Genomic DNA, 5,345 nt, shown 5'->3' with positions numbered 1-5,345 from the left:
GACCTGTGCCAAACGATTGGAGTTATTGCTGCGCGGATCGCCTACGACGATGCACAAATCTGCTTCTCCTACTTGCTCCGCTACAGCTTCCTGACGAACCTGCGTAGCGAGACAAATTTCATTATGAACTTCCACGCCAGGAAAACGCTTAAGAATGGCATCCATCAGATGTTTGACATCCCATTGGCTCATCGTCGTCTGATTGGTAACGATCAGCTTGTCTGTTGGCAGATCCAGCGCGTCCAGCTCTTCCAGCTTTTGAACCAGATGTACGTGATCCGGCGCGATCCCCATAGCGCCCTCTGGCTCTGGATGTCCTTTTTTCCCGATGTAGAGCACATGATAGCCTTCTGCTACTTTTTCACGAATCAAATCATGTGTCTTCGTTACATCCGGGCAAGTCGCGTCGACGACGGTCAAACCTTTATCGCGTGCTTTCTTCCGTACCTCAGGAGACACACCATGGGCAGTGAAGATTACCGTTCCCTCATGAACCTGATCCAAGAGAGCCAGCCGATCCTCTCCATCCAATGTTTTTATCCCTTGTTTTTCAAACGCCTCGACGACGTGAGCATTGTGTACGATCATGCCCAAAATATGAATCGGGCGGGGCAAGTCAAAGTTTTGCGCTGTTCGCAATGCCAATACCATGGCATCTACCACACCGTAACAATATCCACGGGGGGAAATCTTGATGACTTCCATCTTTACCCCTCCTACTTTTTATAATGCGTGAGCGAAAGACATTTCACCCAGTATTATACCTTATTTGTCTCCCGCACGCTTCTGTTCGTAAACCTTCAGATTATTGTAGACAACTTTTAAAAGTGGTGTGGACAAGCCTTTTTGTTCTGCTCGCTCCAAAAGATAGCCTTGAAGATGATCCGCCTCCACCGGAAGACCTTTTTCCATATCACGCAGCATGGACGATTTCGTTTGAGGACGCTGATTTTGGAAAGTCTCCATCTGTTTGTCGACGATATCCGGCTTGATCGGTGCCTCCAAAGCGTTCATGACAGAAGCGATTTCGTCTGCGAGCTGACGCGTCAGCTCTACGCCCCAAGCCGAATCCCGGATTGGTCCAACCGCGGAATTCATCAGTGTGGTAATACCGGAGAACGTCGCAATAAACAAGTATTTGTGCCAGGCTTCCCGCTGAATATTTGCACTTGCACGCATCGTTCCGTTGATCTTGGAAAAGGCCTGCTCAATTCGCTCTACACGCTCACTTTTGCCGCCTTCCCACTCACCGAAAACCGTATCGTGAATAGGACTTGTCTGCACCACATCCCCATCAGCATTCAGCGTCGTCTCAATGAAACAAAGACCCCCGAGCACGCGCTCCCGGCCAAAACGATCCCACAGCAGCTCCATATGCGCGATTCCGTTCAACAGCGGAATGACGACTGTGTCCTCGCCTACGTACGGAGCAATGGCATCGACGCTATCTTCTAGCGTGTAAGCTTTGTTGGACAATAGCACAACATCAAATGGACCTGCTTTCTCACCCGCTTGGATCAGTTGCGGCTGCTCCAGATGCAAATCCCCATGAATGCTCTGAATGCGCAAGCCTCGCTCTTGCAGCTGTTTGTATCTACGTTCGCGTACAAGAAATGTTACATCTACCCCCGATTCAACCAGCCTGCCACCAAAATAACCGCCAATGCCCCCCGCTCCCAGTACGAGAACCTTCATTTGTATCGCCTCCGCGTTTATAAGTCATGGTTTGTTGTCTACATTTTATTAAAAAGTAACCATTTTCTAAACCCCACAATATAATGTTAGAAAATATGACATTCAACGTAAGAAAACCTCTTGACGAACAATGATAATTGTTTATATAATTCGGAATATAGAAATCAAGAAAAAACCGAACGTTGATAATGAATCCTTAACTTTAATTCGTGAATGGAGTGAATCATCTTGGATATGAAAACAGTCTTGTCCACAATTGACACGGAAAAAGTAGAATATGTAGATTTTCGCATCGTTGACCTCCTCGGCCGCCAGCACCATGTCACCGTTCCTGCCTACGCGGTGGATGAAGGAACATTCCGCAATGGCGTCGCATTTGACGGCTCTAGTCTAACCGGCTATAAGTCCATTGAGGAAAGCGACATGGTAGCGATGCCCGATCCGGCAACCGCCTTCATCGATCCTTTCGTAGAAGCCAAAACCATGAATATCATCTGCAACATCGTCAATCCAGACAACACCGTCTACACACGCGATCCTCGAGGCATTGCCCTCAAAGCTGAAGCCTATCTGCAACAATCCGGCCTCGCTACTGCTGCTTACTTTGGCCCAGAATCCGAATTCTTCCTCTTTGACAACGTACGCTATGCGTCTGGTCCGTCCGGCTCCTTTTTCCACATCGATTCAGAAGAAGCTTTCTGGAACACAGGCAAAGAAGGACAAAACCTCGGCTACAAAGTACGCAACAAAGGTGGATATTTCCCGGTTCAACCAACTGACTCCCAAATGGATATCCGCAATGAAATGTGCACGTTGATGACAAAATGTGGCTTGCATGTCGAGCGCCATCACCATGAGGTGGCAACAGCCGGTCAAGGTGAGATTAACTTCCGCTTCGATACACTGACTCGTACAGCAGACAATCTATTGCTATTCAAATACATCGTGCGCAACGTAGCTGCAAAACACGGCAAAACAGCTACGTTCATGCCAAAACCAATCGTTGGTGACAACGGATCTGGCATGCACGTTCACCAAAGCTTGTTTAACGGCGAGACCCCATTGTTCTATGAGCAAGGCGGCTACGCAAACCTAAGTGAGACTGCGCTGCACTACATTGGCGGTATTTTGCACCACGCCCCTGCGCTGATCGCCCTGACGAACCCGAGCACCAACTCGTTCAAACGTCTGGTTCCCGGCTACGAAGCACCAGTGAATCTAGTCTTCTCCAAAGGAAATCGCTCTGCTGCCGTTCGGATTCCGATTGCTGCCGTTACGCCAAAAGCGTCCCGCATTGAGTTCCGCACACCAGACTCTACTGCTAACCCGTACTTGGCTTTCGCTGCCATGCTAATGGCCGGCCTCGATGGAATCAAGCGCAAGCTCGACCCGCGTGAACTCGGCTTTGGGCCAATGGACAAAAACATCTACGACTTGTCCGATGCGGAAAAACACGAGATCAAAAGCGCTCCCGCCTCTCTCGCAGAAGCACTTGTCGCCCTTGAACAAGACCATGATTTCTTGCTTGAAGGGAATGTCTTCACAAAAGAAGTAATTGAAGGCTGGATTGCTCAGAAACGCGGTGAGATTGAGCAAGTCGAGCGGACAGTGAATCCGAAAGAATACGAGCTGTACTACGACCTATAAGCAAAGAAACAGCCCTTCTCTGATGAGGAGGGCTTTCACATGCTCCCGAATAAAATGCTGTTTCTATTCACAAATTAAAGTTGTACTGCGAAAAAAACAGATGATCGGATGAACATGGACAATGGTGAATCGAACGATAACTCGCTTACTCATTTGTTTTCCTGCAATTCTTCTCCTAACCATTAGCTTTCCTATCGAAATTGGTCAAAAAATCGTTTACGCCGAGCATTCGTTACCAATCATAAGCGACCAAGGATTTATTACGATTGAGGTTTATCCCAGAAAACACAAGTTAATCGTCAAAAAGCATGGAAAAACAGTAAAAACTTATCCGGTTGCAGTTGGCAATCCTTCTACACCTACACCAGTTGGAGAATACAAAATCACATCCAAAGGAAAAGATTGGGGGCCCTCATTCGGTCCACGATGGTTAGGATTAAACGTCCCTTGGGGAATTTATGGCATCCACGGCACAAACAAGCCACACTCCATCGGACAGCATATGAGCCATGGTTGTATCCGCATGCGAAACAACGACGTCATCGAACTGTTCAAGATGATTCCACTCGGAACAAAAGTAACGATTTATGGTCATGTATTGGGGGACCTGAGCCACGATCCTAGAGATTTAGCCGAGGGCGACGTAGGCGGGGATGTACAGCTCATTCAATCTCGATTGAAAAGCGCTGGTTATTATCATGGAATCTGCGATGGCAAGTTTCGATCCTCGACAACTGCAGCTCTAAAGAAATTTCAACGGGCTCGAAAATTAATGCCAAACGGTGTCGTATCAAGCAAGGTTTACCAAGAGCTGGGATTACTGGAATAACTCTCGATAAGCTTCGTGATTCACTACATAAACCTTTTAAACATACCTCCAAACCCATTTGTTCCTTGGAACGTTCTGATTACCTCGTTTGCTATGCGTACACCATTTAAAATGGTATCCATATCCAGGTTTAGATTGGAAACCCCTGGCGGTCGAGACAATTTTCTCGTCCTACGACTTGTTTTTGCCCACTCTTGATAATACTGTCCAAGGGATTCAGGATTTTTTTGCAGCTTTCTGACCGAAACCTTATTTGACTTGAGCCAGTCAGAGAACTCAGGGCTAAAACCATGAATTTTTCTAGCCACTTTTTACTCTCACCTCCATTCATAAATGAATAATGCAAAGGGATTGTATGTCCCTTTGCATTACTTTGTTTACCTAACAATCACAACCAACGATTACCAGCAATACAAAAAGGACCAGGATCAGAGCAAAGTCATCAAAGCCATCAAAGAAACCCATTCTGCCTCCCCCTTTCCTTAGACACCCTACTGTATGCGCTTTTCTCATGATTTGCCTGTACCCTCACCTAATAGCAAAAAGGACGCAAGCATTTGCCTGCGCCCTTTTTCATCCTATTGCAATCCGATTTGCGATTTTACTTGCAGAATTCCGCCTCGGAAAGAAAAATTCGCATTTGCCCCAATCGTCCCTTCTCCCTCGTACATGTAGACGATCGTGTGTCCTTCCTCTCCCGCTTTCCCAACCTCAGCAAGCAGTTCGCCTTCCCCGCCCACTATTTTTTTCACTTCCTCAAAGCTCATCCCATTTTCAATCTGTTCAAATTCACTCTTCGTGATCGTTGCTTTCTCTGTCGACGCAGGAGCAGTCGCTTCTGATGCAGGTGTTGCTGAGGTAGCTGCTTCTGTTGTTGTTGCTGGCGCGGTTGCCTCAGTTGCTGGAGCCGTACCAGTTGGCGTTGCTGGCGCAGGTGCTGCCGTATCCGTTGATTGCCCGGAGCTACATCCAGCCAACATGATAGCGAAAGCCACTATGAAAAAAAACATTTTTTTCAAGATAATACCCCCTTATTGAATTGAACCTCCCCTACCATAATCCAAAATATGACTGCCAACAAGAATAACAACCTGACAATTCTCGACAAAGACGAATGATGCATCCAAAGCATGCAAAAAGAGCCTCGTACAAGGCGGGACTGACCCCGTAATGT

6 protein-coding genes are annotated in these 5,345 nt (G+C 47.2%); 2 read left to right on the top strand and 4 right to left on the bottom strand.

The features are described from left to right. A partial coding sequence (locus tag C7R94_RS28740) for a 4-hydroxy-3-methylbut-2-enyl diphosphate reductase (RefSeq protein ID WP_106785935.1) occupies positions 1 to 705 on the bottom strand: 705 nt, incomplete at its 3' end. Positions 706 to 765: 60 nt separating this feature from the next. Next, positions 766 to 1,695, bottom strand: coding sequence for a 2-dehydropantoate 2-reductase (panE, locus tag C7R94_RS28735; RefSeq protein WP_106785934.1), 930 nt, complete (start codon positions 1,693 to 1,695; stop codon positions 766 to 768). A gap of 228 nt (positions 1,696 to 1,923) precedes the next feature. Here panE and glnA point away from each other — a divergent pair, with 228 nt between their 5' ends. Together glnA and C7R94_RS28725 are read left to right on the top strand one after the other, a co-directional pair. Beyond that, a complete protein-coding gene (gene glnA, locus C7R94_RS28730; protein ID WP_106785933.1) occupies positions 1,924 to 3,342 on the top strand; it encodes a type I glutamate--ammonia ligase in 1,419 nt (472 codons plus the stop codon). A gap of 121 nt (positions 3,343 to 3,463) precedes the next feature. Beyond that, entirely contained in the window at positions 3,464 to 4,171 is a 708-nt protein-coding gene (locus C7R94_RS28725) for a L,D-transpeptidase family protein (protein WP_106785932.1), read from the top strand. 381 nt (positions 4,172 to 4,552) lie between these two features. On the opposite strand, the gene C7R94_RS28715 is transcribed toward C7R94_RS28725, so the two are convergent. Continuing rightward, positions 4,553 to 4,636, bottom strand: coding sequence for a YjcZ family sporulation protein (locus C7R94_RS28715; protein ID WP_106785930.1), 84 nt, complete (start codon positions 4,634 to 4,636; stop codon positions 4,553 to 4,555). A gap of 113 nt (positions 4,637 to 4,749) precedes the next feature. Beyond that, positions 4,750 to 5,181, bottom strand: a complete 432-nt coding sequence (locus C7R94_RS28710; RefSeq protein ID WP_233220697.1) for a hypothetical protein — start codon at positions 5,179 to 5,181, stop codon at positions 4,750 to 4,752. Between the last annotated feature and the right edge of the window lie 164 nt (positions 5,182 to 5,345).

Origin of the sequence: Brevibacillus sp. NRRL NRS-603 (assembly GCF_003013445.1) — a bacterium.
In the GTDB taxonomy this organism is placed as follows: Bacteria; Bacillota; Bacilli; order Brevibacillales; family Brevibacillaceae; genus Brevibacillus; species Brevibacillus formosus.
Note: the sequence above shows the minus strand (reverse complement) of the source record. Positions and strands in the feature narration are given on the sequence as shown.

What these genes read in the sequence shown, in the direction of transcription:
- panE (WP_106785934.1), bottom strand. Translation starts at nt 1,695, where the DNA reads ATGAAGGTTCTCGTACTGGGAGCGGGGGGCATTGGCGGTTATTTTGGT.
- C7R94_RS28725 (WP_106785932.1), top strand. Translation starts at nt 3,464, where the DNA reads ATGGTGAATCGAACGATAACTCGCTTACTCATTTGTTTTCCTGCAATT.
- C7R94_RS28715 (WP_106785930.1), bottom strand. Translation starts at nt 4,636, where the DNA reads ATGGGTTTCTTTGATGGCTTTGATGACTTTGCTCTGATCCTGGTCCTT.
- C7R94_RS28710 (WP_233220697.1), bottom strand. Translation starts at nt 5,181, where the DNA reads ATGTTTTTTTTCATAGTGGCTTTCGCTATCATGTTGGCTGGATGTAGC.